A 25,598-nucleotide genomic window follows, 5' to 3' on the forward strand; every position below is an offset into this window, starting at 1 on the left:
GGATGTGGCCCGGATCCCCGTGCGTCGTGAGTCGGCGCACGGGGATTTTTTCGTGCCCGGATCTTGTCGCGCGTAATTTAGCGATATATCTTTGAGCTATCAGAACAGAGTATGACAGTCGCTCTGTATCGACTTGAAGGAGAACGCGATGAGCGCCATGGCTCTTCCCGGCCCCTGGGCCTGGAACAACGACGGCGAACACGTCGGCCGTCCCTGCGGCCCCCGGTCGCGCCGCTTCGCCGGCGGACGACGAGGCGGACCCGGCCACGGACACCCGCACGGCGGCGGTCACCGAGCCGAATTCGGCCCGATTCCGCCCGAGCCCCCCGTCCCGCCCCTACCGCCCGGGGGCCCCGGAGGCTGGGGACCCGGACCGTTCGGCCCCGGCGGTCCCTTCGGCGGATTCGGCCCGCACGGCGGCGGCCGCGGAGGGGGCCGCCGCGGCGGCCCACGGGCCCGGCGCGGCGACGTGCGCACCGCTATCCTGCTGCTCCTCGCGGAGGAACCCCGCAGCGGCTACGAGATCATCCGTGAGGGCCGCGAACGCAGCGGCGGCGCCTGGCGCCCCAGCCCCGGTTCCGTCTACCCGATGCTCCAACAGCTTGAGGACGAGGGCCTGGTCGAACAGGAGACGGGCGAGGGCCGCCGCCGCCCCTACCGGCTCACCGAAGAGGGCATCGATCACCTCGAAGAGCGCGGCGCCGACCTGACCCCGCCGTGGGAGGCCGCCGCCGATGCCTACGCGGACGACCGTTCCCGCTACGAGGAGATCGGCACCCTGGCCTACCAGCTCGGCGCCGCGGCGGTCCAGGTGGCCCAGGCCGGAACCGAGGAGCAGATGGAGCGGGCCAAGCGCCTGCTGTCCGACACCAAGCGCGGCCTCTACCGCATCCTCGCCGACGACGACACCGTCCCTCGGGGGGACGACGACCTCGACTGACACCGTCGGACACGGAGAACGGGTGTCGGCCGCGATCGCGGCCGACACCCGTTCGGTGTTCTCCGAGCGCCCTACTCTCCCGTGGTGCCGTCGGCGAGTTCGCGCAGGAGGTCCAGGTGTCCGTTGTGGCGGGCGGTCTCCTCGATCATGTGGACCAGGACCCAGCGCAGCGTCGCGGCGGCCTCGCCCCCGCGCTCGCGCACCGCCGACGTGTCCAGCTCCAGTTCGGCGGTGATCTCCCGGGACCGCTCGCACTGCTGCTCGTACTCCTCCAACAACGATCCGAGCGGCACCTCGTTGCCGCGCCGCCACTCGGCGTCCGGGTCCTCGGGGGTCGCGTACCCGTTGTCGGGCCACCCCAGCAGGATCCACTCGAACCAGGCGTGCTCCACCCACCGCAGGTGGGAGACGATCGCGCCCACGCTCATCAACGGGGAGGTCGGCACAGGGGTGGCCACCGCGTGCGCGGCCGAGATACCCGCGCATTTGGCGTGGACCGTGGCGCGGTGCCAGTCCAGCCACGAGGTGAGCATGGTGCGTTCGTCGGCGGCCATCGGAGGGTCGATGCGCGCGGGCACGGCCGGGAGGGTGGGTTCCGTCATCTTCTCATCATGGCGTTCTGCACGGACATCCTTCCCCCCGTCCTTCACTCTCCCGTGGTGCCGTCGGCGAGTTCGCGCAGGAGGTCCAGGTGTCCGTTGTGGCGGGCGGTCTCCTCGATCATGTGGACCAGGACCCAGCGCAGCGTCGTACGCCCCCGGGACCCCAGCACCTTGCGCGAGGAGGACCCGAGTTCCAGTTTCGCGGTGATCTCCCGGGACCTGGCGCACTGCGCCTCGTACTCCTCCAGCAGTGTCCCCAGGGGCATCTCGGACCCCAGCCGCCATTCGGCGTCGGGGTCCTCCTCGCCATAGGGGGCCGGGTCGGGCTGGCCGAGCATGGCCGACTCGAACCAGAACGCCTCCACCCATCGCAGATGACAGACGATCCCGCCCACCGTCATCAACGGCGACGTCGGCAGCGGCGCCGCCGCCGACAACGACGGCTCCAGCCCGGCGCATTTGGCGTGGACCGTGGCGCGGTGCCAGTCCAGCCACGAGGTGAGCATGGTGCGTTCGTCGGCGGCCATCGGAGGGTCGACACGGGCGGTGAGGGGAAGGCGCAGCGTGCTGTTGTTGTCGCTCATGCCGGTATTCTCCGTTCCGGTCATGTCGTCGGGCCACCGGTTTTCCATGGTGACGACACGATGGCGAGGAGAAGGCCGCAGATGAACGACCAGAACAGGGCGAACGCACCGCGCGCGCCGCGCCCGGTGATCGTGGGCGCGTGCGTGTTCGGGGCACCGGCCTTGGCCGGGGTGTTCCTGGGCCTGCTCTGGTGGGTCGTGGCCCCCGACCGCGCCGAGGGCACCGTCCTGGGAGACGGCGGGGTCTTCACCGGCACCAGCGAGGCCCTGTTCGCGGGGGAGGGGACCTTCGTCATCATCACCGCGCTGGCCGGGCTCGTCTCCGGTTACGCCGCCTACATGGCACAGTTCCCCCTGGCCCGACGCCGCCCTCGGGACCTGCGCCTGCTGTGCCTCGTCGCCGGTTTCCTCGGTTCGGTCGCCGGCACCCTGCTGACCTGGCGCGTCGGTGTGCTGCTGGACGCCCCCCTGCACGCCGCCCTGGAACGGGCTCAGCCCGGCGATCGGGTCACCATCGGTCTGGACCTGGCCGCGACCGCGTTCCTGGTCGCGTGGCCCTTCGTCTTCGTCCTCCAATACGCCCTGCTCGACGTGATCAGCATGCTCCGGCGGGACCTGCCGGGCGTGCCCGGGGCGCGGTCGACCGCCGCGCGCGACGACGAACCCCTCGCACCCGCCCCGACGCCGACCGGCCCCTCGCCGCTGGGCGAGGGGCCGGATCCGTTGCCGCGCTGACGGGTCAGAGGGTCCGCACGCTGTCCTCGTACATGCCGTCGAGGATCTCCTGGTACTTGGCCTCCACCGCCCGACGCCGCATCTTCAGGCTCGGCGTGATCTCGCCGCCCTCCACGGTCAGGTCGTTGGGCAGGATCGCGAACTTCTTGATGGTCTCGTGCCGGGGCAGGGTCAGGTTGAGCTCGTCGATGGCCTCCTGGACCATCGCGCGCGCCTTCGGGTCCCCGGTCAACCCGGCGTAGTCGAGTTCGCCCAGTCCGTTCTCCTCGGCCCAGGTCGCGATGGCCTCGGGGTCCAGGGCGACCAGTGCCACGCAGTAGGCGCGGCGGTCGCCGTGCACCACCAGGTTGCTGACGTAGGGGCACAGCGCCTTGAACCGGCTCTCGATGCCCTGCGGCGCCACGTACTTACCGCCGGAGGTCTTGATGAGCTCCTTCTTGCGGTCGGTGATGCGCAGCTTGCCGTCCTCCAGGACGCCGATGTCGCCGGTGGCGAACCAGCCGTCCTCGTTCAGGACCTCCTCGGTGGCGCCCGACATGTTGTGGTAGCCGCGCATGACGCCGCCGCCGCGCAGCAGGATCTCCCCGTCCTCGGCGATCTTCACCTCGGTGCCGGGCATCGGCAGGCCCACGGTGCCGAACCGGATGTCACCGGGACGGTTGAGGAACGAGCCGGCGCTGGTCTCGGTGAGCCCGTAACCCTCCAGGATGATGATCCCGGCTCCGTGGAAGAACCGGCCGATCTCGGGGGCCAGCGGGGCGCTGCCGGAGATGAAGAACTTCAGCCGGTCGCCGAAGCGGGCGCGCAGCTTGGAGAAGACCAGCCGGTCGGCCACCTTGTGCTGGAGGGCCAGCGCCCCGGTGGGCTCCTTGCCCTCCTCCTTGAGCCGGGCCACCTTGTCGCCGACGCCCACGGCCCACGTGAAGATGCGGTACTTGGCGCCACCGGCTTCCTTGGCCTGCATGACGACGCGGTTGTAGACCTTCTCGAAGATGCGTGGCGCGGCCGCCATGAAGGTGGGACGCACGATGGCGAGGTTGTCGACGATCTTGTCGACCCGCCCGTCCACGGCGGTGAGGAAGCCCACCCGCAGCTGGCTGACCTGCATGAGTTTGCCGAACACGTGGGACAGGGGCAACCACAGGTACTGGACGTCCTGGGGGGTGAGCAGTTCCCAGCCCTGACCGCGCAGTTCCTCGTCCAGGTCCGACAGGGCCTGGGCCTCGTAGAGCCAGTTGGCGTGGTCCAGCCGTACGCCCTTGGGGCGTCCGGTGCTACCGGAGGTGTAGATGAGGGTGGCGAGGTGTCCGGATTCCACCGCTCCGACGAGTTCGCCGAACAGGTCGGGCCTCTCCTCGTGCGCCTTCGCGCCCAGCGCGCTCAGCTCGTCGAGGGTGATGACCCAGCCGTCCTCACCGCCTTCGCCGTCGAAGACCACGACCTTGGACACGCCGGGGATCTGCGCCCGCTGGTCGACGAGCTTGGTCACCTGTTCGGCGTTCTCGGCGAAGACCACCATGCTGCCGGAGTCGGCGATGATGTAGGCCGCGTCGGGGGCGGTGGACGAGGGGTAGATGGTCGTGGACGCACCGCCGGCGCACAGGATCGCCAGGTCGGCCAGGATCCATTCGATCCTGGTGCCGGCGGCGATCGCGCAGCGGGCCTGCGAGGTGACCCCCAGGGAGTGCAGGCCCAGTGCGAGGTCGCGCACCCGGTCGCGGGTCTGGGACCAGGTCAGGGTCTCCCAGGTCTCGGGAGCGCCGGTCGTGTCGGGGACGGGGTAGGTGAACGCCGTCGCGTCGCCGCTCTCGGCGACACGGGAGACGAACATGTCCGGAACAGACGAGAAGGGGGATGCAGTGTTACCCATGTCACAAAGCTACCTTCGGGTAGTGGGGGCGGCAACAGCCGATGTCCGCTTGTGGCCGGGTACCCCCGCATCCTTCCCGCGATCCAGGCGGGAAAAGCTCAGTCCGCGCCGATGGGAGCGGTGACCGCCTCGGTGAGCGAGATGAGGTCGCCGGGGGTCAGTTCCATCTGCAACCCGCGCCGTCCGGCCGACACGTACACCGTCGGCAGGTCCCTCACCGACGCGTCGATGACCGTCCGCAGTCGTTTGCGCTGACCGAGCGGGCTGATACCGCCCCGCACATACCCGGTCGCCTTCTCCGCCCTGGCCGGATCGGCCATCACGGCCTTCTTTCCGCCCACGGCGGCGGCCAGCGCCTTGAGGTCCAGTGTGGTGCTCACCGGTACCACCCCGACGATGAGGGTTCCGTCCACCTCGGCCACCAGTGTCTTGAACACCCGTTCGTGGGGCACCCCCAGCGCGTCGGCGGCGTCGGTCCCGTAGGAACGGCCTTCCCCGCCCTCCACCTCGTACGGGTGCAGGGTATAGGTGGTCTTCGTCCTTCCGGCCGCCACGGTCGCGGGCGTGGCCTTTCCGCTCATGGGCTCCCCCGGTCCCTCTTCGCAGGCGTACGTCCGGTCGGCCCCGGACACCTGCTCTGTAGGGCAGGCTAACGAACTTCGTGCGGTTCGCGGCCCGACGGACCAGGGTCGAAGGTCCTCAGTTGAAGGAGACCCCGTTGTTGAGGAAGGGGCCGGCGGGCAGGGTGTTGAGGGTCGGCGTGTGCACGATGCGGTTCTCACGGCGCAGGAACCGGGCCAGCACCGCCAACCGGGTCGCCGCGTCCTCGGCCTCCAACAGGCGCTGCTTCTCGGACTGGTCGAGCACGACCGTCTCGGACAGGGCGTAGGACAGCGGGATCGGCTCCTTGGGCATCTCCGAGAACGCCCCCGTGCTCAACCCCGCCGCGGACAACCGTTCCCGGTAGATCTCGAACAGCGTTCGCGCCCGTTCGGCGTGCTCCTCGGCGTCCGGACCCGCAGCCTCGGGCAGGAACGCCACCGAGGCGGTGGGATAGACGTCGGGGGAGGAGGCGTCGACCTCCGTCAGGTCCTCGATGGAGAACCGGGTGCCGCCCTCGATCACCAGGTCGTAGCGGCCGTCGTCGTAGGTGCGCACGTTGCGGACCAGCGCGGTGCAGCCGACGCCGCTCACCCGCGGCAACCGGACGTCGCCCCCCAGCGTGGGCGCCCCCACCGTGCTCTCGGCGCTCTGCGCCGACGAGGTGCCCGCCACCTCGTGTCCCAGCTCGATCCACACCACCCCGAAACGCCGGGGCGAGCGATCGCGCACGGCGGGCTCGCCCCGGGTGAGGGTGGGGCCGAGCAGTTCGGCCACCAACCGGCGGTAACGCGGTTCGAAGACGTGCAGGGGGACGTTCACACCGGGGAACAGAACGGTGTTCAACGGAAAGATCGGCAGAGCCTGGACCATGGCCCCAGTATGCCTTTCGTCACGGCGGCCGAGGCCCGGACACCCGGAGGGGCGCCCGGCTCCCACCGGGCGCCCCTGGAGCGTCGAACCAGACTCAGGAAACGGAGGGACCCGCCGTGGTCGGCGCGTCCTGGCTGCCCTTGTCCTCGCTGGGCATGTCACGCGCCACGAAGTTCTCCACGTCGAACAGGTTCCCGTAGGAACGGTCCATCACGTTCAACAGGGTGGACATCTTGGCGATCTCCTCCACCTGCTCCTGAATGAACCACTGGAGGAACTGCTCGCCGGTGTAGTCGTCCTCGTCGCGGGAGACCTTGGCCAGCCGCTGGAACTGGTCGGACACCTCGCGCTCCTGACGCAGGGCCAGGGCGACCAGGTCGCGCGGAGCGGCGAACTCGGTCTCGATCTCGTCCACGCCCGGGAACGCGAAATCGATGTCCCGGTCGATGAGGTAGCGCACCAGCATCATGGCGTGGTCGCGCTCCTCCAGCGACTGTTCGTAGAACACCCGCGCCAACTGGGGAAGGTCCTGGGTGTCGAACCAGGCGGCGATGGCCACGTACTGGTGGGAGGCCGTCAGCTCATGCCGCACCTGGTCGACGAGGAGTCGGTGGAACTTGGAAAGGCCGCTATCGCTGCTCTTGTTCGAAGTCATGCATCCATAATAACGCATGAAAAGACATTGAAGGAAATCAAGAAACGCCTTGAAATTTGTTAGGCAAGCCTTTCTGAATCTTTTTTAGGTTAGGTATGCCAAAGTAAGGAGGAACTTATTTCGAGTGTTCGTGCGCACTGGTGGCGAATGCCGGAAAGGCGGCCTCTCGCACCTTCGGTTCCGATGTGGCGTCCATCATTCGGACGCCCGAGCCCACCCGTCGGGCGTCGCCCCCTAGACTGGGGTCGTGATCAGTCGAATCGACCTCCGAGGCAGCCAGGACGACCCCCGCGACGCACTCCCGCGCGCGGCGATGGACGTGGCGGACGCCGCCGAGCGCGTGCGCCCCCTCTGCGAGGACGTTCGCCATCGCGGTGTCGAGGCGCTGATCGAGATCACCGAGCGCTTCGACGGGGTCCGCCTCACCGACATCCGTGTCCCCAAGGACACCATCGACGCCGCCCTGACCGACCTCGACCCGGCCGTGCGCGCCGCGCTGGAGGAGTCCATCCGCCGCGCCCGCAAGGTCCACCGGGACCAGCGCCGCACCGACCACACCACCGACGTCGTGCCCGGCGGCACCGTCACCGAACGCTGGATCCCCGTCGACCGCGTCGGCCTCTACGTGCCCGGCGGCCGCGCCGTCTACCCCTCCAGCGTCGTCATGAACGTCGTCCCCGCCCAAGAGGCCGGGGTCCGCTCCCTGGCGGTCACCTCACCGCCCCAGAAGGAGTTCGGCGGACTGCCGCACCCGACGATCCTCGCCGCCTGCGCCCTGCTCGGCGTCGACGAGGTCTACGCCGTCGGCGGAGCCCAGGCCGTCGCCATGTTCGCCTACGGCGCCGGCGACTGCGCCCGCGTCGACATGGTCACCGGGCCGGGCAACATCTGGGTCGCCGCCGCCAAACGCCTCCTCAAGGGCGTCATCGGCATCGACGCCGAGGCCGGTCCCACCGAGATCGCGGTCCTCGCCGACGCCACCGCCGACCCCGACCACGTCGCCGCCGACCTCATCAGCCAGGCCGAGCACGACGTGGTGGCGGCCTCCGTCCTGGTCACCCCGGACGAGGCCCTGGCCGACGCCGTCATCGAACGCCTGCGCGTCCGCGCCGCCGCCACCCGGCACGCCGACCGCGTTCGCGAGGCCCTGTCCGGACCCCAGTCCGGCGTCGTCCTGGTCGACGACCTCGACCACGGCCTCGACGTCGTCAACGCCTACGCCGCCGAACACCTGGAGGTCATGACCGCCGACGCCGCCGCCGTCGCCGCTCGCGTGCGCAACGCCGGGGCGATCTTCGTCGGCGCCTTCTCCCCGGTCTCCCTCGGCGACTACGCCGCGGGATCCAACCACGTGCTGCCCACCGGCGGCTGCGCCTGCCACAGCGGCGGCCTCAGCGTGCAGACCTTCCTGCGCGGGGTGCACGTCGTCACCTACGACCGCGACGCGCTGGCCGATGTCGCCCATCACGTCATCACCCTGGCCGAGGCCGAGGACCTGCCCGCCCACGGCGAGGCCGTCGCCGCGCGGTTCACCCCGCCCACGGCCTGAACCGCGACGAAACCGGACGGTGGCCGGCGCCCCGGGCCCGCGCGCCCGTGCGGCCCCACCGGGGTCCCGTGCGCCCCACCGACCACGACCGACCATGAGCGTGACACCCGTGAGCTTCACTCTGAACGACCTGCCACTCCGCGACGACCTGCGCGGCCGCTCGCCCTACGGGGCACCGCAGCTCGACGTCCCGGTGGTCCTCAACACCAACGAGAACCCGCACCCGCCGTCGAAGCGCCTGGCCCGCGCCCTGGCCGACGCCGTCGCCGAGACCGCGCTGGGCCTCAACCGCTACCCGGACCGCGACGCCGTCCGCCTGCGGCGGGGACTCGCCGACTACCTCGGCCACGACCTCGGCACCGCCAACGTGTGGGCGGCCAACGGCTCCAACGAGATCCTCCAGCAGATCCTCCAGGCCTTCGGCGGGCCCGGCCGGGTCGCCATGGGTTTCGAGCCGTCCTACTCGATGCACCCCATCATCTCCCGCGGCACCGGCACCGGCTGGGTGTCGGTGCCCCGTGACGCGGACTTCCGCGTCGACGTCGACGCCGCCCTGGCCGCCATCGCCGAGCACGCGCCCAGCGTCGTCTTCCTGACCTCGCCCAACAACCCCACCGGCACCGCGCTGGACATCGCCGACATCGAGCGCGTCACCGCCGCCGCGCCCGGCGTCGTCGTCGTCGACGAGGCCTACGCCGAGTTCCGCCGCGAGGGCACCCCCAGCGCCCTGGCCCTGCTCGCGGACCACCCGCGCCTCATCGTCTCGCGCACCATGTCCAAGGCGTTCGCGCTGGCCGGGGCCCGCCTGGGCTACCTGGCCGCGCACTCGGCCGTCGTCGACGCCCTCCAGCTCGTCCGCCTGCCCTACCACCTGTCGGCCGTCACCCAGACCGTCGCCCTGGTCGCCCTGGACCACGCCGACGAGCTCCTCGGCGCCGTCGACGACCTGCGCGCCGAACGCGACGCCCTGGTGGAGTGGCTGCGCGCCCGCGGTTTCGCCGTCGCCGACTCCGACGCCAACTTCGTCCTGTTCGGCGCGTTCGAGGACCGCACCGAGGTCTGGAAGGCCATGCTCGACCGGCAGGTCCTCATCCGCGAGGTCGGCCCGCCCGGCTGGCTGCGCGTCACCGTCGGCACCCCGTCGGAGATGGCCGCGTTCCGCGACGCGCTGCTCGCCGTCACCGGCCGCTGAACCGGCCCGGACCCCGTTTTCCCACAGGAGGAACCCACCATGAGCCGTATCGGACGCGTCGAGCGCGCCACCAAGGAGACCAAGGTCCTGGTCGAGATCGACCTCGACGGCACCGGCGTCGCCGACGTCTCCACGGGCGTCGGCTTCTTCGACCACATGCTCGACCAGCTCGCCAAGCACGGTCTGTTCGATCTGACCGTGCGCACCGAGGGCGACCTGCACATCGACTCCCACCACACCATGGAGGACACCGCCCTGGCCCTGGGCGCCGCCTTCCGCGAGGCCCTGGGCGACAAGACCGGCATCCGCCGCTTCGCCGACGCCAAGGTGCCCCTGGACGAGGCGCTCGCCGAGGTGACCGTCGACGTCTCCGGCCGCCCCTACCTGGTGCACGGCGAACCCGAGGGCATGGCCCCGATGATCGGCGGCGACTACGACACCACCATGACCCGCCACATCCTGGAGTCGTTCGTCGCCCAGGCCCGGGTCGCCCTGCACGTCCACGTCCCCTACGGCCGCAACGCCCACCACATCGTCGAGTGCCAGTTCAAGGCGCTGGCGCGGGCGCTGCGCTTCGCCACGGAGAAGGACCCCCGCGTCACCGGGGTCCCCTCCACCAAGGGCGCCCTGTAGATGGACGATCTGTGGGGACTGGCCCTGATCGTGCTGGGCGGCTTCCTCGGCGGAGGCGCCTACGCGCTGTGGAAGGTCAACAAGCCCATCGCCGTCGCCCTGGCCGGGTGCACGGTGCTCGCCGTGGTCTCGGGCGCGCTGCGCCTGGGCTACTTCTAAGGGGAGGAACCCCATGCCGTCACGCGTGGTCGTCTTCGACTACGGGTCGGGCAACCTGCGCTCGGCCCAGCGCGCCATGGAGCGCACCGGCGCCGACGTCACCGTCACCTCCGACCCGCACGCCGCCTTGGACGCCGACGGCCTGGTCGTCCCCGGCGTGGGCGCCTTCAGCGCCTGCATGGCGGGTCTGAAGGCGGCGCACGGCGACCGCATCATCGGCCGTCGTCTCGCCGGCGGACGCCCCGTCCTGGGCATCTGCGTCGGCATGCAGGTGCTCTTCGACAAGGGCGTGGAACGCGCCGACCCGCAGGCCGAGGACCAGGTCACCGACGGCTGTGGCGAATGGCCCGGAGCCGTCGAACGCCTGCACGCGCCGATCCTGCCCCACATGGGCTGGAACACCGTCCGTCCCCCGGAGGACTCGCGACTGTTCGCCGGGATCGGGCCGCAGGACCGCTTCTACTTCGTGCACTCCTACGCGGTGCGCGCCTGGGAGCTCGTTCCGCACGACCCGCGCATCGCCCCGCCCAAGGTCACCTGGGCCGAACACGGCGAGCCGTTCGTGGCCGCCGTCGAGAACGGCCCCCTGTGGGCCACCCAGTTCCACCCGGAGAAGTCCGGCGACGCCGGGGCCCGCATCCTGGCCAACTGGGTCGCCACCCTCCCGCAGACATAGTTTTCGGACCAACGAGCACGAGAAGGCCCCATGACCGGCGAGACCAACACGCCCGCACTCGAACTCCTGCCCGCCGTGGACGTCGCCGGCGGCCAGGCCGTCCAACTCGTCCAGGGCAAGGCCGGGTCGGGCGGACAGTACGGCGATCCCTTCGAGGCCGCGACGGCCTGGCAGGAGGCCGGCGCCGAGTGGATCCACCTGGTGGACCTGGACGCCGCCTTCGGCCGCGGCCACAACCGCGACCTGCTGCGCGACATCGTCGCCCGCCTCGACGTCAAGGTCGAGATGTCCGGCGGCATCCGCGACGACGAGTCGCTGGCCGCCGCCCTGGCCACGGGCTGTACCCGGGTCAACATCGGGACCGCCGCCCTGGAGAACCCCGAGTGGTGCGCGAAGATCATCGCCGAGCACGGCGACAAGATCGCCATCGGCCTGGACGTGCGCGGCACCACCCTGGCCGCGCGCGGCTGGACCCGTGACGGCGGCGACCTCTTCGAGACCCTGGCGCGTCTGGAGTCGGAGGGCTGCGCCCGCTACGTCGTCACCGACGTCAACAAGGACGGCACCCTCAAGGGTCCCAACCTCGACCTGCTGCGCACCGTGTGCGAGCGCACCGACAAGCCCGTCGTGGCCAGCGGCGGCGTCTCCAGCCTGGCCGACCTGCGCGCCATCGCCGCGCTGGTCCCGCTGGGCGTGGAGGGCGCCATCATGGGCACCGCCCTGTACGAGGGCGCGTTCACCCTGGAGGACGCCCTGGCGACCGTCGCGGAGGCCGCCCGGTGAGTCTCGCGGTCCGTGTCATCCCCTGCCTGGACGTCGACGCCGGCCGGGTGGTCAAGGGGATCAACTTCGAGAACCTGCGCGACGCGGGGGACCCCGTCGAGCTCGCCGGCACCTATGACGCCGGCGGTGCCGACGAACTCACCTTCCTGGACGTCACCGCTTCCAGCGGCGACCGGGAGACCACCTACGACGTGGTGCGCCGCACCGCCGACCAGGTGTTCATCCCGCTCACCGTCGGCGGCGGCGTGCGCACCACCGAGGACGTCGACCGGTTGCTGCGCGCCGGGGCCGACAAGGTGGGCGTCAACACCGCGGCGATCGCCCGCCCCGAACTCATCCGTGAGATCGCCGAGCGGTTCGGCCGACAGGTCCTGGTGCTCTCGGCGGACGTCCGCCGAGTCCGCGAGGGCGACGCCCCCACCCCCAGCGGGTTCGAGGTGACCACGCACGGCGGTCGTCGGGGCACCGGCGTCGACGCCCTGGACTGGTGCGAACGCGCCGCCGAGCTGGGCGCGGGGGAGATCCTCCTCAACTCGATGGACGCCGACGGCACCAAGCGCGGCTTCGACCTGGAACTGATCCGCGCGGTGCGGGCCCGGGTGGGGGTTCCGCTCATCGCCTCCGGCGGCGCGGGCGCGGTCGAGCACTTCGCCCCGGCCGTCGACGCGGGTGCCGACGCGGTCCTGGCCGCCACGGTGTTCCACTTCGGCGAGTTCACCATCGCCGACGTGAAGGAGAGCCTGCGCGGGGCGGGTCACACCGTCCGCTGACCACGACCCGTCCGCTGACCACGACCCGTCCGCGGCCCGTTCCCGCTCCGGGAACGGGCCGCGGATACGGATCCCCCGTGTCGTGGTCGGGCCGACGGGTGGCAGACACGAGTGGAAGCGGTGACACCGGCGTCGTCGACCGCGCCTTCCGTGCCCCGGCCGGTCATCGAGGCCACCGCGGATCCCGTCTCCGCGGGCGCCCGCCCCTCTTCCCGGGCCCGCGCACCGTCCCGTTCCATCGTCCCCTGGACGGAATAGCACCGATCCGCCCGACGCTGAAACAATCCGGTGGAACCTGTCGGTGCCGCTGGATAGGTTGGCACGACACGCGCCCCGTGCCCTTCGGCATGCCCGAAAGGACGCGGGGCGCCATCGTCGATCCGCGCCGGGAACCCTCCCACGAGGAGCACGCGCCCGGCCGCGCACAGGACCCAGGAGAACGGGACGCGTATGGCGCAGGGCACGGCAACAGCGGGAACGCACACGGAGGAGGAAGCCGACGCCTCACCCGACACCGCGCACAGAGGGGTGTTCGGCCGGGGCATGAGGGTGCTGTGGGTCGCCGCCCGCACCGAACCGTGGATCTTCACCGTCGCCGTCCTCGGCGCCATGTTGCACGCGGCCGTCACCGTCGGTTCGGCCTCCGTCCTCGGACACCTCACCGACGCCACCATCATCCCGGCCTTCGCCCAGGGGGCCACCACCACCGGGGCCCTCGTCGCGGCCGCCGCCCTGCTCATGGCCGTCGGCCTGGGCAAGGCCATCGGCATCGCCATGCGCCGCATGCTCGCGGCCCTCATGCAGTTCCGCCTCCAGGCCCGCTACCGCCGCTCCGTCGCCCGCAAGTACCTCGAACTGCCCCTGGCCTGGCACCACCGCCACCCCACCGGGCGGCTCCTCTCCAACGCCAACGCCGACGTCGAGGCGGCCTGGCAGCCCCTGGCACCCCTGCCCATGGCCGTGGGCAGCGTCTTCATGCTCGTCATCGCCGCCGTCGCGATGCTCGTCACCGACCCCGTCCTGGCCCTGGTCGCCTTCGTCGTCTTCCCCGTCCTGGTCCTGGCCAACGTCATCTTCCAGCGCCGCGTCTCACCCATGGCCTCCCGCGCCCAGGCACTGCGCGCCGAGGTCAGCGGTGTCGCCCACGAGTCCTTCGACGGCGCCCTCGTCGTCAAGACCCTCGGCCGCGAGGACACCGAGACCGAACGCTTCACCGAATCCGCCCACCGCCTGCGCGACGCCCTCATCCAGGTCGGTCGGCTGCGCTCCATGTTCGACCCCGTCATGGAGGCCCTGCCCAACTTCGGCGTCCTGGCCGTCCTCCTCCTGGGCATGTGGCGGCTGTCCACCGGCGACATCGAACCCGGCGACCTCGTCCAGATCGCCTTCCTGTTCACCCTGCTGTCCCTGCCCATCCGCTCCTTCGGCTGGATCCTGGGCGATCTGCCCCGCAGTGTCGTGGGCTGGGACCGCGTCCAGTCCGTCCTGCGCTCGGAGGGCTCCATGGAGCACGGCGACCGCGTCCTCGCCGACAGCCCCACGGGCATCGCGCTGAGCGTCCGCGACGTCGTCTTCTCCTACGCCGACTCCTACGACACCGACGGCCGCGACCTCATGGACGACCACGAGGGCGGGCCCCGCGCCGTCGTCCTCGGCGGCGTCGACCTGGACATCGCCCCCGGCCGCACCGTCGCCCTCGTCGGCCCTACCGGTTCGGGCAAGTCCACGCTCACCACCGTCCTCATGCGCCTGGTCGACCCCGACGCCGGGACGGTCTCCTACGACGGTGTCGACGTGCGCGACCTGGCCCGCGACCAGATCCCCCGCCACGCCGCACTCGTCCCCCAGAGCACCTTCGTGTTCGAGGACAGCGTCCGCGGCAACGTCACCCTGGGCGAGGACATCGACGACGAGCGGGTGTGGGCCGCCCTGCGGCTGGCCCGCGCCGACGGGTTCGTCGCCGAACTCGACGGCGGCCTCGACGCGCCCCTGGGGGAGAAGGGCACCACCCTGTCCGGCGGCCAACGTCAGCGTCTCGCCCTGGCCCGTGCCGTGGTCCGGCGCCCCCGGCTGCTCATCATGGACGACGCCACCTCCGCCGTGGACCCGCAGATCGAAGCCCAGATCCTCGCCGGCCTGCGCGAACGCGACGCCGCCGCCACCGTGGTCGTCGTCGCCTACCGGCGCGCCACCATCGAACTCGCCGACGAGGTCGTCTACCTCGAACAGGGCCGTGTCCTGGCCCGCGGCGCCCACGCCGAACTCCTGGAGACCTCACCCGGCTACAACAGGCTCGTGACCGCCTACGAGCGCGCCTCCGCCGAGAACGACGCCGAGCACGCCCCCCTCCCGGAGGGCCCCGCCCCCGTCGACCCCACCCGCCGAGCCGCGGTCCGCGGCGACGACCTCACCGAGGAGACGAGCCGATGAGCGCGCCCACCCGCACCCGGGACCGTGGTGAACCCACCGTCGACGGGAGCGACGCGCCGACGCGCGCCGATTCCTCGGTGTCCCTGCACCGGTCCACCGGCTCGGCCATGGACACCCTCCGCCGCGGCCTGCGCCTGTCCCCGGAGTTCGCCAAGGGGCTGTGGCTGACCCTGGTGTTCGCGGTCGTCGCGACCGTCGGCAAGGTCGTCGTGCCCGTCGCCGTCCAACAGATCATCGACAACGGCCTCGTCACCGAGGGCGGCCCCGACCTCGGGTTCGTCGCCCGGATGGTCGGCGTCTGCGCCGCCCTGCTCGCCGGCACCATGGTCTGCTCGTACCTGATGAACGTGCGCCTGTACAAGGCCACCGAGTCGGGGCTGGCGACCCTGCGGCGCAAGGCCTTCCGTCACGTCCACGACCTGTCCGTCCTCACCCAGAACAGCGAGCGCAAGGGCGCCCTGGTCTCCCGCGTCACCAGCGACGTCGACCAGATCAGCATGTTCATGCAGTGGGGAGGCATCCTCCTCATCGTCAGCACCGGGCAGCTCCTCGTCGCCACCACCCTCATGGCGGTGTACTCCTGGCAGCTCACCATCGTCGTGTGGGTCTGCTTCCTGCCGCTGCTGTTCGGTGTGCGCTGGCTCCAAAGGCTCCTGTCGAAGGCCTACCTGAAGGTCCGCGAGCGCACCGGCGACATGCTCGGCGTCATCGGCGAGACGGTCATGGGCGCCGCCGTCATCCGCGCCCACGGCACCGAGGAGCGCACCGCCGACCGCATCGACACGTCCGTCCTGGCCACCCGGCGCGCCCAGGTGCGCGCACAGCGCCTGTCCGTGGCGGTCTCCCCGTTCGCCGAGATCGTCTCCGCGGTCGGCAACACCGCGGTCGTCCTCATCGGCGTGTGGTTGGGTCTGGACGGCGACCTCACCGCCGGCCGCCTCATCGCGTTCCTGTTCCTGATGACCCTGTTCATCCAGCCGATGATGATGGCCACCGAGATCTTCAACGAGGCCCAGAACGCCATCGCCGGTTGGCGCCGGGTCCTGGGCGTCCTGGACACCGTCCCCGACATCGCCGACCCCGGCGAGGCCGGCCGGGTCCTGCCGCGCGGACCCGTCCGGGTCGACTTCGACCACGTGACCTACTCCTACCCCGACGGCCCCGTCGTCCTGGACGACGTGTCCGTGGAGATCGCCCCCGGCACCCGGCTCGCCGTGGTGGGGGAGACGGGTTCGGGCAAGACCACCTTCGTCAAGCTCCTCACCCGTCTGATGGACCCCGAGCACGGCACCGTCCTGTTGGACGGGGTCGACCTGCGCGACGTCGCGTTCTCCTCACTGCGCGGACGCGTCGTCATGGTCCCGCAGGAGGGCTTCCTCTTCGACAGTTCCCTGGGCGACAACATCCGCTTCGCCCGCCCCGAGAGCACCGACGCCGAACTGGAGACCGCCATCACCGACCTGGGTCTCGCGGAGTGGCTCGACAGTCTCGCCCACGGTCTGGACACCCCGGTGGGCCAGCGCGGTGAGTCCCTGTCGGCGGGCGAGCGCCAGCTCGTCGCGCTCATCCGCGCCTATGTCGCCGACCCCGACCTGCTGGTCCTGGACGAGGCGACCTCCGCCGTCGACCCGCACACCGAGATGCGCATCCAGCGCGCTCTGGACCGGCTCACCCGGGGGCGCACCTCCGTGGCCATCGCGCACCGCCTGTCCACCGCCGAGGCCGCCGACCGCGTCCTGGTGTTCGACGACGGGCGCATCGTCCAGAGCGGTTCCCACACCGAACTGGTCGCCCGGCCGGGCGTCTACGCCGACCTGTACGCCTCCTGGGTGCGCTCCTCGGCGTGAGGGGCCGCGCTCACCGACCCGGCGAACCCCACCAGTGGGCCGCCAGCAGGCCCGGGACCACGGTCTCGGCCATGAGGGAGACGTCCGGGTCGGTGTCGCCCGGGTAGCGCACCGTCAGCTCCGCCCCCGGCACGCGTTCGCGGCCGGGGGTGGGGCCCACCGCCACGAACCGGCCCCGCAGCTGCCCCAGGTGTTCGGAGAACCGTTCGTCGTAGGTGGAACCGGCGAACAGCAACGCCCGATAGTCCGTCCGGGCCGCCATGTACCGGTCGGTGTGCGACCACTCCCCGGTCTCGCACGTCCGCGCCACCATCACCGGGCCCTTGCGCAGCAACTGCGCGCCCTGCACGGCCGACACCGTCCGCTCGGCCGGCGCCACCAGGTGCACACCGTGCGACGAGGTCAACGCCTCGGCGGCCTCCGGAACCCACGTGGGCGCCGACGACGTCAACGCCTGCACCGCGTTGGCCGTCCGCCGCAACAGCCCCGGCAGGGTCCGGCTGCTCCCCAGTACCGGCGCCCCCAGCCGGTGCCCCAGCAGCAACGCCAGCGCCAACGCGTGCTGGTAGGCGCGGCATCCCAGCCCCGCCTCCTCCGCGCCGGCGTGCAACGGGACCAGCAGGTCCGCGTACCGCGCCACCACCGCGTCGGTGTCCGCCGCCAGCACCACCACCGGGGAACGGCCCACGTACCGGTCCAGGGCCGTGCACAACTCGCGCTGGCCTCCGCCCAGGCTCACGCCCACCACCAGGGTCTCCGGCCCGGCGGGGGGCTCCTGCGCCGACGCCGAGGAGTCCGCGAACGCGCCGATCCCCGCCAGCCGCAGCCGGGCCGCCGCGACCTCGCACACGCCCCGGGCCGCCCCGATCCCCAGGAGGCGCACCGCCGCCGGCTCGTCGTCCAGCAACGCCGGCAACGCCGCGTAGGGGTCCCGGCGCGGAAAACGGTCGGCGAGCGCGGTCAAGGCGGCGGGCATTCCCGCCAGGTCGGCGGCCAGCGCCTCTGCGGTCACGGGAGACCCCCACATCGTCCTGTTCGGGCCGCCCCGGGCGGCGGCCTCGCGCACGCACTCTAACCCCCCGGGGAGAGCGCCCCGGTGACGCGGGCCCGAGGGCCGCCCATAACCTGGAGGGCATGAGTGTCACCAGCCTCGATCCGGCCATCGCCGCCCGACTCAAGCGCACCGAGGACGGTCTCGTCCCCGCCGTCGTGCAGCAGCACGACACGGGCGAGGTCCTCATGCTCGCCTGGATGGACGACGAGGCGCTGCACCGCACCCTCACCACCGGGGCCGCCACCTACTGGTCGCGCAGTCGCGGCGAGTACTGGGTCAAGGGGGCCACCTCCGGCAACACCCAGCGTGTGGTGTCTGTCGCACTCGACTGTGACGGCGACACCCTGCTGCTCCGCGTCGAGCAGACCGGGGCCGCCTGTCACACCGGTGACCGCACCTGCTTCGACGCGGGACGGCTGCTGTGACCTCTCCCACGCCCCGGGCCCGCCGCGAATACGGGATCGCCGTCGTCGGCCTGGTCGTCGGCGCCGCGCTCCTGCTCGCCTCGGCCGGGCGCGTGTGGGCCACCGGCGACCTCACCGCCACCGGGCCGGTCTCCGCCGCCCCGGTCGAGGTCACCGGCGCGGACCTCACCGGCGTCCTGAGCGGTATCGGCTGGGCCGGTCTGGCCGGGATCGCCGGGCTCCACGCCGCCCGCGGACGGCTCCGGCGCCTCATCGGCGCCCTCCTGGCCCTGGGCGGCGTCCACAGCCTCATCGCCGTCGCCGGCGCCGTGCGCCCGGAGGCGCTCACCGCCGCCGTCGACGACGCCGCCTCCGTCGGCGCGGCCCGGGCCGACGGGGTGCCCGACCTCATCGTCGTCGGCCCCGCCATGGCCGCGGCGGGCGCCGTCCTGCTCTTCCTGGTCGGCGTCCTCGCGCTGGTGCGCGCCCCCTCATGGCCCGGTATGGGGAACCGGTACGATCGGGACGCCGCACCGCGCGCGGACCACACCTCGACACCCGCCGACCTGTGGAGATCTCTCGACGCCGGTGACGACCCCACACTCGACGCCCCCGGTGGCGACACGGCCCCCGCGCAGCCCGCGGGACGTGCCGCCACCGGGGACGGCACCGAACCCGCACAGCCGACCGCCCGGTCGGCCGACTCGAAGGAGAAGCCCTGATGTCCGCTGATGAACACCACGACGACCACGGCAACACCGTCTCCGCCTGGTTCCTCACCGTTTCCTGGATCGTCGCCTGGTCCGTCGCGGCCGTGGCCATCATCTTCGGTGGCGACCTCATCACCTGGGTCGTCGTCGGCCTGGTCGCCAGCGTCGTGCTGGCGGTCGTCGCCGGTGTGATGAAGAAGGCGGGCCTGGGCCGCAAGGAGCCGCGCCCGGTGCCGCCGACCCGTGAGGAGTGGGAGGCGGCCAACAAGAAGGCCGTCGCGTAGACCTTTCCCGCTTCTCGGGGGACCCGCCCATGGGATCTTGCGGCCACATCCGGACAGAACCGGCAAATTCGCAGCTCACAACGACTGAGTAACGGAAAATGGACGAAGGTCCCATGGGGCGGGTAGATTCACCTCCACCGGCCGTGACCGTCGTGCATACCGACTGGTGGTCCGCCCCCGCGGTCTGGCAACATGCGTATTCGTCCGCGGCGTGAACGCACCGGTGAACCGACCCTGGCCCATGTCGGTCCGCGTGCCCTGCCACACGCCGCGTTCCGCAACCCTTGTCCACATTCTGGAAAGTTGTTCTCATGAGCTATGGTCCCCCGCCCCCCGCCGGTCCCCCCGGATACGGTCCGCCCGGTGGCGGTTACGGCCCGCCCCCCGGCTCCACCCCGCCGGACAACGGCCTCACCTGGGCCATCGTCGCCATCTTCTGCTGCTGGCCGTTCGCCATCCCGGCCCTCATCAACGCGACCAAGGTCAACGACCTGTGGAACCGCGGTGACCAGGCCGGCGCGCTGGAGGCCCAGGCCCAGGCGAAGAAGTGGACCAAGTGGGCCTTCATCTCCGCGGGCATCATGTGGGGCCTCATCATCGTCTTCTACATCCTGATCTTCGTGCTCTTCGGTGCCGCCATGACGGCGTCCACCACCACCTACTGACGGACGCCGGTAGGGCCCTCTGCCCCCGTACGCCGGACGGCGTCCGGGGGCAGAACCCTTTTCCACCCCATCGACCCTTAAGCTGGTTCACGTGCAGCCCGAACAGAGCGACCACCGGTCCGGGACCCCCGGTCCGGCCGAGCACGCGCCCCTTCCCCTCGGACAGCGGATCCTGCGCAGGCTGCACCGGGTCCCCCCGCCCGTCTGGCCGTTGAGCGCCGGTGCGATCGCCCTGGCGGGCGCCACCCTCCTCCACTTCGTGGATCCCAACGAGCCGGGCAACTACCCCACCTGCCCCTGGCTGCTGATGACCGGCACCTTCTGCCCGGGCTGCGGGACCATGCGCGCCATCGCGCTCACCACCCAGGGGGACGTCCTCGGCGCGATCAGCATGAACCCCCTGCTGACCCTGCTCGTCCCCTACATCCTGTGGTCGTACGTCCAGTGGGTCGCCTCCACGATCCGCCCGCCCCGGAGACCGCCCCGGCCCACGCCCTCCTGGTTCCTGTGGACCCTCACCGTGACCGTCACGGGCTTCTGGGTGGCCCGCAACCTCCCCTGGTTCTCCTTCCTCGCCCCCGGGACACCGCTGTTCCCCGGCTGGTGACCCGGGACGTCCACCGAGTCCACGTATCCGAAAGGCCCGCACCATGAGTTACCCACCCTCCGGCGGCTATGGCCCACCCTCCGGCGGCTATGGCCCGCCCCCCGGGGGTTACGGCCCCCCTCCCGGTGGTTTCGGCGGCCCGCCGCCCCCCTCCGGTCCGCCGAAGAACTACCTCGTCCACAACATCCTGGGCATCTTCGGCTGCACGGTCATCGGCATCATCGGCCTCATCTTCGCGCTCCAGGTCAACAGCAAATGGCAGGCCGGGGACTACACGGGCGCCGAGGAATCGGCCAAGGTCGCCAAGATCATGGGCATCATCGGCCTGGTCGGGTTCATCCTCGCGCTCCTGTTCGTGGTGTTCTACGTCGTGCTCATGATCATCGGATTCGCCATGCTCGGCACGACCACCAGCGACCCCTACTACTACTGACGGGCGAGCCCCCCGGCCACTCCACCGCGGCCGGCGGGGTGCCCCCGGATCACCACCGACTCGCTACCGTTTCGTCATCGGGGACCTCTAACCTCGCTTATCGGAGAGCCGACCGCCCCCGGTCGGACACCTAACGAGAAACGGTCCCCCATGAACATGCCCGCCGAACAGCCGAAGAACTACCTCGGCCTCAACATCCTCGGCCTCTTCGGCTGCACCATCGCCGGCATCATCGGCATCGTCTTCGCCCTCCAGTCGAAGAACAAGTGGGAGGCCGGGGACCACTCGGGCGCCGAGGACGCGGCGAAGATCGCCAAGATCACCGGCATCATCGGCCTGATCGGCTTCATCCTCCTGGCCCTCTACATCGTCCTCGTGGTCATCGTCGGCGGAGCGATGGTCGCCGGCATGTAGCCGCCCCCGCCATCGGCCCCCGCCACACGCCGTGTGCGCGGGGGCGACGGCGTCCCCGCCCCCCGGTGTCGATACGATGAGCCCACACGGCGCGACGACGGTCTCCACCGGCGGCGCCCGCGGCCCGCGTCCCGGCGAGCGCCGCGACCGGCCACGACGATAGGGAGCGGTAACCAGTGAGCGTGCTCGACGAGATCCTCGACGGAGTACGCGCCGACCTGGCCGAACGCCAGGAGGCACTGCCCCTGGACCGGCTCAAGGAACAGGCCGCGTCGGCGCCCACCCCCAAGGACGCCGAAGCCGCACTGCGCCGCCCCGGCGTCCACGTCATCGCCGAGGTCAAGCGGGCCAGCCCCTCCAAGGGCCCCCTGGCGACCATCGCCGACCCCGCCGCACTGGCCCGCGACTACGAGGCCGGCGGCGCCGCCCTCATCAGCGTCCTCACCGAACAGCGCCGCTTCAACGGCAGCCTCGCCGACCTGCGCGCCGTCGCCCGCGCCGTCGAGACGCCGCTGCTGCGCAAGGACTTCGTGGTCAGCTCCTACCAGCTGTGGGAGGCCCGCGCCTTCGGCGCCTCCGCCATCCTGCTCATCGTCGCGGCCCTGCCCCAGGAGGCCCTGGTCTCCCTGGTGGAGCGGGCCCGCTCCCTGGGACTCATGCCGCTGGTGGAGGTCCACGACGAGGACGAGGTCGACCGCGCCCTCGACGCCGGCGCCACCGTCATCGGTGTCAACGCCCGCAACCTCAAGACCCTGGAGGTCGACCGGGACACCTTCGCCCGGCTCGCCCCCCGCATCCCCTCCGACATCGTCAAGATCGCCGAGTCCGGCATCCGCGGGCCGCACGACCTGCTGGCCTACGCCGGTGCCGGCGCCGGAGCCGTCCTGGTCGGCGAGAGCCTGGTGCGCGGCCGCAACCCGCGCGAGGCCGTCGCCGACCTGGTGACCGCCGGAGCGCACCCCGCTCTGCGGGACCGGAACTAGGGGACGGGCGGCTCCATGGGGGGAACGACGGCGCGCACCGCCATCACGGCCCGTACCGGCCGTCGATGGCGATGGCTCTAGGGAACCCGCCGCGCACCACGCGCGCCCGCGGGTTCCCGTCGCCGCGTTGACCCACGTCAGAAACGCGCCGCGGGCTCCGAGACCGTCACCCGCGGCGCAGGTCCGGCCGACGCGCGCACCCCCTCGCGGCGCACGCCCGGGGTGGGCCGTCGACCCAGCATCCCGAAGGACACGTCCCATGAACCACGATCCGCACCTGCCCGACGCACGCGGGCATTACGGCCGCTTCGGCGGCCGCTTCGCCCCCGAGGCGCTCATCGCCGCCCTCGACGAGGTCGAGACCGAATGGGAGAAGGCCCGCCAGGACCCCGACTTCCAGGCCGAACTCGCCGGACTCCTCAAGGACTACACGGGGCGCCCCAGCGCCCTCACCGAGGCCCGCAACTTCTCCGAGCACTGCGGCGGCGCCCGGGTCCTGCTCAAGCGCGAGGACCTCAACCACACCGGGTCGCACAAGATCAACAACGTGCTCGGCCAGGCCCTGCTCACCAGGCGCATGGGCAAGACCCGTGTGATCGCCGAGACCGGCGCGGGACAGCACGGCGTGGCGACCGCCACCGCCTGCGCCCTCATGGGCCTGGAGTGCGTCATCTACATGGGGGAGGAGGACACCCGCCGCCAGGCGCTCAACGTCGCCCGTATGCGCATGCTCGGCGCCGAGGTCGTCCCCGTCACCATCGGCAGCCGCACCCTCAAGGACGCCATCAACGAGGCGTTCCGGGACTGGGTCGCCAACGTCGACCGCACCCACTACCTGTTCGGCACCGTCGCCGGCCCCCACCCCTTCCCGAAGCTGGTCCGCGACCTGCACTTCGTCGTCGGCGCGGAGGCCCGCGAGCAGGTCCTGGAGCGGATCGGCCGACTGCCCGACGCCGTCGCCGCGTGCGTGGGCGGCGGCTCCAACGCGATGGCGATCTTCGCCGCGTTCATCCCCGACGCGTCGGTCGCCCTGTACGGGTTCGAGGCCGGCGGCGACGGCGCCGACACCCCCCGCACCGCCGCCTCCATCAGCTCGGGCAGCCCCGGCGTGTTCCACGGGGCCCGCACCTTCGTCCTCCAGGACGAGTACGGGCAGACCCTGCCCAGCCACTCCATCTCCGCCGGCCTCGACTACCCGGCGGTGGGACCCGAGCACGCCCATCTCGCCGACACCGGCCGGGCGAACTACGAGGCGATCACCGACGCCGAGGCCATGGAGTCCTTCCGGCTGCTGTGCCGCACCGAGGGCATCATCCCGGCCATCGAGAGCGCCCACGCGCTGGCCGGCGCCCGCAAACTGGGGGAGCGGCTCGGACCCGACGCCGTCATCCTCGTCAACCTCTCCGGGCGCGGTGACAAGGACGTCGACACCGCGGCCGCCTACTTCGGCCTGATCGACGCGAAGGACGAGGCGTGATGACCGTGACGACCCTTCAGAGCAAGCTCGCCGAGGCCCGCGACCAGGGCCGGGCCGCCCTCATCGGCTACCTTCCCGCCGGTTTCCCCGACGTGGAGTCCTCCATCAAGGTCATCGAGGCCATGGTCGCCGGCGGTTGCGACGTCATCGAGGTGGGCCTGCCCTACTCCGACCCGATGATGGACGGCCCCACCATTCAGCGCGCCGCCGATGTCGCCCTGGCGGCCGGGACCACCACCGACGACGTGTTCCGCGTGGTCGAGGCGACCGCCGCCACCGGTGCCGCAGCCGTGGTCATGTCCTACTGGAACCCCATCGAGCGCTACGGTCTGGAGCGGTTCGCGGGCAACCTCGCCAAGGCGGGCGGGGCCGGGGTCATCACCCCCGACCTCATTCCGGAGGAGGCGCGGGAGTGGACGGTGGCCACCGACGCCGCGGGCCTGGACCGGATCTTCCTGGTCGCGCCCTCCTCCACCGACCGGCGGTTGGAGCTGACCATCCGGGCCTGCGGCGGGTTCGTGTACGCGGCCTCGCTCATGGGCGTCACCGGTACCCGCACCCAGGTCGCCGACACCGCCGCCGGGCTGGTGCGGCGCACCCGGGAGGTGACCCGCGGTTCCGGTCTGCCGATCTGTGTGGGGCTGGGCATCTCCACGGGGGCGCAGGCCGCCGAGGTGGCCTCCTACGCCGACGGGGTCATCGTCGGTGCCGGTTTCTGCCAGCGGGTGTCGGACGCGCCGGACCTGGAGACGGGGCTGATCGCGGTGACGTCCTTCGCCGAGGAGCTCGCGGCGGGCGTCAGGTCCCGCTGAGAGGGGACCTCGGGGGGTGATCTCGGGGACCTCGGACATCGTCGGCGGGCCGTCCCCTCACGGGGGCGGCCCGCTTTCTCTTCCCGCTGGTCAAAGCCAGGGTTAAGTCGGTGAGAATCGGGTGAGAAGGGTCCTTCCGGGGGGCGGTGACACCGCCGGCGCGGGTCGCGCGGTGGTGTGATGGGGGAGTGACGGACGCCGGGGTCCGGTAGCGGTGCGCCCGGTTCCACCGCCCGGGGTCGTCGGGTGATCACAGACGGTAGGATCTGCATGGTCACTGAGAGCGACTCCACAGGTGCGGAGTGCGACAAATCAGCCCCCGATCCCCGAAGGCCCACTCCATGGACACAACCGACGAAACCCCCGCCCTCGTCTCCGGGTCGCGCTGGGACACCGTCCAACCCTGGATCACTTTCGTCTGCCGCCTCGCCCTCGCCGGAATCCTCGGGTACTCGGCCTTCTCCAAGTACCCGCCCGCGCTCTCCGTCCAGGCGGTCGAGGCCTACGACCTCTTCCCCCACGAGCTCGCCCGCCTCATCGGCTACACCCTCCCCCTCTTCGAGCTCGCCCTGGCCGTTCTCCTCCTCGTGGGCCTGGCCACGCGCTTCACCGGTGCCGTCGCCACCCTGCTCATGCTCGTCTTCATCGCCGGGATCGTCTCGGCCATGGCCCGCGGCCTGAGCATCGACTGCGGCTGCTTCGGCGGCGGCGGCGCCGTCGACCCCGAGGAGACGACCTACGGCCTCTCCATCACCCGCGACATCGGCTTCGCGGCACTGGGGGCCTTCATCGCCCTGTGGCCCCGCTCGCCCCTCGCCCTGGACCGCGCCCTCGGACTCTTCCGCTGACCCGCGATC

The 25,598-nt window shown here is 71.5% G+C and carries 29 protein-coding genes; 22 read left to right on the forward strand and 7 right to left on the reverse strand.

Going from position 1 to position 25,598, the window contains the following annotated elements; genetic code table 11:
* The first annotated feature begins 148 nt into the window (after positions 1-148).
* The gene (locus tag PWG71_RS02725; protein ID WP_274807842.1) at positions 149-940 is read left to right on the forward strand and encodes a PadR family transcriptional regulator; all 792 of its coding nucleotides are present in this window, start codon (positions 149-151) and stop codon (positions 938-940) included.
* Positions 941-1,011: 71 nt separating this feature from the next.
* Here the strand turns inward: PWG71_RS02725 and PWG71_RS02730 are convergent, their stop codons facing one another.
* Both PWG71_RS02730 and PWG71_RS02735 read right to left on the reverse strand, forming a co-directional pair.
* Positions 1,012-1,542 carry a DinB family protein gene (locus tag PWG71_RS02730; RefSeq protein ID WP_274807843.1) on the reverse strand — a complete coding sequence of 177 codons (531 nt, stop codon included), beginning with the start codon at positions 1,540-1,542 and terminating at the stop codon, positions 1,012-1,014.
* Positions 1,543-1,586: 44 nt separating this feature from the next.
* Positions 1,587-2,126 (reverse strand): DinB family protein, encoded by a 540-nt coding sequence (locus PWG71_RS02735; RefSeq protein ID WP_274807844.1) that lies wholly within the window; start codon positions 2,124-2,126, stop codon positions 1,587-1,589.
* 81 nt (positions 2,127-2,207) lie between these two features.
* On the opposite strand from PWG71_RS02735, the gene PWG71_RS02740 reads away from it, so the two are divergent.
* Complete coding sequence (locus tag PWG71_RS02740) at positions 2,208-2,861, forward strand: hypothetical protein (protein WP_274807845.1); 654 nt, start codon at positions 2,208-2,210, stop codon at positions 2,859-2,861.
* Positions 2,862-2,865: 4 nt separating this feature from the next.
* Here PWG71_RS02740 and PWG71_RS02745 read toward each other — a convergent pair whose 3' ends face one another.
* The 4 genes from PWG71_RS02745 to PWG71_RS02760 form a co-directional block, all read right to left on the reverse strand.
* Positions 2,866-4,731 (reverse strand): AMP-dependent synthetase/ligase, encoded by a 1,866-nt coding sequence (locus PWG71_RS02745; RefSeq protein ID WP_274807846.1) that lies wholly within the window; start codon positions 4,729-4,731, stop codon positions 2,866-2,868.
* A gap of 98 nt (positions 4,732-4,829) precedes the next feature.
* The gene (gene ybaK, locus PWG71_RS02750; protein WP_274808126.1) at positions 4,830-5,285 is read right to left on the reverse strand and encodes a Cys-tRNA(Pro) deacylase; all 456 of its coding nucleotides are present in this window, start codon (positions 5,283-5,285) and stop codon (positions 4,830-4,832) included.
* Between the two features lie 145 nt (positions 5,286-5,430).
* A complete protein-coding gene (locus PWG71_RS02755) occupies positions 5,431-6,204 on the reverse strand; it encodes an LON peptidase substrate-binding domain-containing protein (RefSeq protein ID WP_274807847.1) in 774 nt (257 codons plus the stop codon).
* Between the two features lie 94 nt (positions 6,205-6,298).
* On the reverse strand, positions 6,299-6,859 hold the full coding sequence (locus PWG71_RS02760) for a ferritin (RefSeq protein WP_274807848.1): 561 nt from the start codon (positions 6,857-6,859) through the stop codon (positions 6,299-6,301).
* 247 nt (positions 6,860-7,106) lie between these two features.
* Here PWG71_RS02760 and hisD point away from each other — a divergent pair, with 247 nt between their 5' ends.
* The 9 genes from hisD (at position 7,107) to PWG71_RS02805 (ending at position 16,898) form a co-directional block, all read left to right on the forward strand.
* On the forward strand, positions 7,107-8,408 hold the full coding sequence (gene hisD, locus PWG71_RS02765; protein ID WP_274807849.1) for a histidinol dehydrogenase: 1,302 nt from the start codon (positions 7,107-7,109) through the stop codon (positions 8,406-8,408).
* Positions 8,409-8,502: 94 nt separating this feature from the next.
* Positions 8,503-9,600, forward strand: coding sequence for a histidinol-phosphate transaminase (locus tag PWG71_RS02770; RefSeq protein WP_274807850.1), 1,098 nt, complete (start codon positions 8,503-8,505; stop codon positions 9,598-9,600).
* A gap of 39 nt (positions 9,601-9,639) precedes the next feature.
* Entirely contained in the window at positions 9,640-10,233 is a 594-nt protein-coding gene (hisB, locus tag PWG71_RS02775; RefSeq protein ID WP_274807851.1) for an imidazoleglycerol-phosphate dehydratase HisB, read from the forward strand.
* Positions 10,234-10,392: a hypothetical protein gene (locus tag PWG71_RS02780; protein ID WP_274807852.1), complete on the forward strand. Its 159-nt coding sequence runs from the start codon at positions 10,234-10,236 to the stop codon at positions 10,390-10,392.
* A 13-nt stretch (positions 10,393-10,405) separates the two neighbouring features.
* Positions 10,406-11,068: an imidazole glycerol phosphate synthase subunit HisH gene (gene hisH / locus PWG71_RS02785; RefSeq protein ID WP_274807853.1), complete on the forward strand. Its 663-nt coding sequence runs from the start codon at positions 10,406-10,408 to the stop codon at positions 11,066-11,068.
* Between the two features lie 30 nt (positions 11,069-11,098).
* Positions 11,099-11,851 carry a bifunctional 1-(5-phosphoribosyl)-5-((5-phosphoribosylamino)methylideneamino)imidazole-4-carboxamide isomerase/phosphoribosylanthranilate isomerase PriA gene (priA, locus tag PWG71_RS02790; protein ID WP_274807854.1) on the forward strand — a complete coding sequence of 251 codons (753 nt, stop codon included), beginning with the start codon at positions 11,099-11,101 and terminating at the stop codon, positions 11,849-11,851.
* On the forward strand, positions 11,848-12,621 hold the full coding sequence (gene hisF / locus PWG71_RS02795) for an imidazole glycerol phosphate synthase subunit HisF (protein WP_274807855.1): 774 nt from the start codon (positions 11,848-11,850) through the stop codon (positions 12,619-12,621). Before priA ends, hisF begins: the two co-directional genes overlap by 4 nt.
* Before the next feature lie 450 nt (positions 12,622-13,071).
* The gene (locus PWG71_RS02800) at positions 13,072-15,051 is read left to right on the forward strand and encodes an ABC transporter ATP-binding protein (RefSeq protein WP_446724962.1); all 1,980 of its coding nucleotides are present in this window, start codon (positions 13,072-13,074) and stop codon (positions 15,049-15,051) included.
* Positions 15,048-16,898: an ABC transporter ATP-binding protein gene (locus PWG71_RS02805; RefSeq protein ID WP_274807856.1), complete on the forward strand. Its 1,851-nt coding sequence runs from the start codon at positions 15,048-15,050 to the stop codon at positions 16,896-16,898. Before PWG71_RS02800 ends, PWG71_RS02805 begins: the two co-directional genes overlap by 4 nt.
* A gap of 10 nt (positions 16,899-16,908) precedes the next feature.
* Here PWG71_RS02805 and PWG71_RS02810 read toward each other — a convergent pair whose 3' ends face one another.
* Entirely contained in the window at positions 16,909-17,910 is a 1,002-nt protein-coding gene (locus PWG71_RS02810) for a sugar isomerase (RefSeq protein ID WP_274807857.1), read from the reverse strand.
* Between the two features lie 122 nt (positions 17,911-18,032).
* On the opposite strand from PWG71_RS02810, the gene hisI reads away from it, so the two are divergent.
* The 11 genes from hisI (at position 18,033) to PWG71_RS02865 (ending at position 25,589) form a co-directional block, all read left to right on the forward strand.
* Positions 18,033-18,377, forward strand: coding sequence for a phosphoribosyl-AMP cyclohydrolase (gene hisI, locus PWG71_RS02815; RefSeq protein ID WP_274807858.1), 345 nt, complete (start codon positions 18,033-18,035; stop codon positions 18,375-18,377).
* A complete protein-coding gene (locus PWG71_RS02820) occupies positions 18,374-19,078 on the forward strand; it encodes a Trp biosynthesis-associated membrane protein (RefSeq protein WP_274807859.1) in 705 nt (234 codons plus the stop codon). The genes hisI and PWG71_RS02820 overlap by 4 nt, the downstream gene beginning before the upstream one ends.
* Entirely contained in the window at positions 19,078-19,350 is a 273-nt protein-coding gene (locus PWG71_RS02825; protein WP_274807860.1) for an HGxxPAAW family protein, read from the forward strand. The genes PWG71_RS02820 and PWG71_RS02825 overlap by 1 nt, the downstream gene beginning before the upstream one ends.
* Before the next feature lie 311 nt (positions 19,351-19,661).
* Positions 19,662-20,015, forward strand: coding sequence for a CD225/dispanin family protein (locus tag PWG71_RS02830; RefSeq protein WP_274807861.1), 354 nt, complete (start codon positions 19,662-19,664; stop codon positions 20,013-20,015).
* 91 nt (positions 20,016-20,106) lie between these two features.
* On the forward strand, positions 20,107-20,622 hold the full coding sequence (locus tag PWG71_RS02835; protein WP_274807862.1) for a DUF2752 domain-containing protein: 516 nt from the start codon (positions 20,107-20,109) through the stop codon (positions 20,620-20,622).
* Positions 20,623-20,665: 43 nt separating this feature from the next.
* Complete coding sequence (locus PWG71_RS02840; RefSeq protein ID WP_274807863.1) at positions 20,666-21,055, forward strand: CD225/dispanin family protein; 390 nt, start codon at positions 20,666-20,668, stop codon at positions 21,053-21,055.
* Positions 21,056-21,205: 150 nt separating this feature from the next.
* On the forward strand, positions 21,206-21,469 hold the full coding sequence (locus tag PWG71_RS02845) for a CD225/dispanin family protein (RefSeq protein WP_274807864.1): 264 nt from the start codon (positions 21,206-21,208) through the stop codon (positions 21,467-21,469).
* Positions 21,470-21,645: 176 nt separating this feature from the next.
* Positions 21,646-22,452: an indole-3-glycerol phosphate synthase TrpC gene (trpC, locus tag PWG71_RS02850; RefSeq protein ID WP_274807865.1), complete on the forward strand. Its 807-nt coding sequence runs from the start codon at positions 21,646-21,648 to the stop codon at positions 22,450-22,452.
* A gap of 259 nt (positions 22,453-22,711) precedes the next feature.
* Positions 22,712-23,929: a tryptophan synthase subunit beta gene (trpB, locus tag PWG71_RS02855; protein ID WP_274807866.1), complete on the forward strand. Its 1,218-nt coding sequence runs from the start codon at positions 22,712-22,714 to the stop codon at positions 23,927-23,929.
* A complete protein-coding gene (trpA, locus tag PWG71_RS02860) occupies positions 23,929-24,741 on the forward strand; it encodes a tryptophan synthase subunit alpha (RefSeq protein ID WP_274807867.1) in 813 nt (270 codons plus the stop codon). Before trpB ends, trpA begins: the two co-directional genes overlap by 1 nt.
* 341 nt (positions 24,742-25,082) lie before the next feature.
* A complete protein-coding gene (locus tag PWG71_RS02865; RefSeq protein ID WP_274807868.1) occupies positions 25,083-25,589 on the forward strand; it encodes a MauE/DoxX family redox-associated membrane protein in 507 nt (168 codons plus the stop codon).
* Positions 25,590-25,598 lie beyond the last annotated feature (9 nt).

Origin of the sequence: Nocardiopsis sp. N85 (assembly GCF_028882275.1) — a bacterium.
In the GTDB taxonomy this organism is placed as follows: domain Bacteria; phylum Actinomycetota; class Actinomycetes; order Streptosporangiales; family Streptosporangiaceae; genus Nocardiopsis; species Nocardiopsis lambiniae.